This window comes from Caldimonas taiwanensis NBRC 104434 (assembly GCF_001592165.1).
GTDB lineage: Bacteria > Pseudomonadota > Gammaproteobacteria > Burkholderiales > Burkholderiaceae_C > Caldimonas > Caldimonas manganoxidans.
The window spans coordinates 1-681 of record NZ_BCWK01000090.1 but is presented as its reverse complement, the minus strand read 5'-3'; the positions used below and the strand labels follow the sequence as shown (position 1 = coordinate 681).

The following is a 681-nucleotide window of genomic DNA, read 5'->3' as shown; positions in this document are numbered from 1 at the left end:
GGTCAACGATGCGCCCCAGCATTTCATGCCGGACGCGGTGACGATGGCCGAAGACTCGTCGGTCACCTTGCCGCCCGGCACCTACGTCACCGACGTCGATAGTGCGTCGATCACCACCACCATCACTGCCTCGTTGGGTACGCTGACCTTGGGCTCGACCAGCGGGGTGACGGTCTCGGGCAACGGTACGAGCAGCATCACCCTGTCGGGTTCGCCCTCGGCCGTCAACGGCGCTTTGGTTGGAACCACCTATGTGCCGCCAGCCGACTATCACGGCCCGGCCTCCATCACCGTCACCACCACCGACGGCAGCGACAGCGTCACCGACACGCTGTCTTTGACCATCACCCCGGTGAGCGACATCGTCAGTGACAGCTTCACGATCAGCGAGGACACTCCGGCCACTCTGGATGTGCTGGGCAACGATACCTTCTCCAACCCGGCTCACAGCATCACCGCCATCGATGGGCAGCCCATCCTCGCCGCAGGCCCGGCGGTGGCCGTTGCCCATGGCAGCGTCAGCCTCACGACGAGCGGCTTGCTGGTCTTTGTTCCCGAAAGCAACTATCACGGGCCAGCCAGCTTCACCTACACCGTCTCCTCGGGCGGTACCTCCGAAACCGCCACCGTCACCGTCACGGTCACCCCAGTCAACGATGCGCCCGTGGCCCAGCCCGATGT

Annotated in this window: 1 protein-coding gene; it reads left to right on the top strand. The window is 64.8% G+C overall.

The genetic code is table 11. From position 1 onward, the window contains the following. On the top strand, nt 1–681 hold a 681-nt coding region (locus CTA01S_RS16815; protein WP_198150917.1), incomplete at both ends, for an Ig-like domain-containing protein.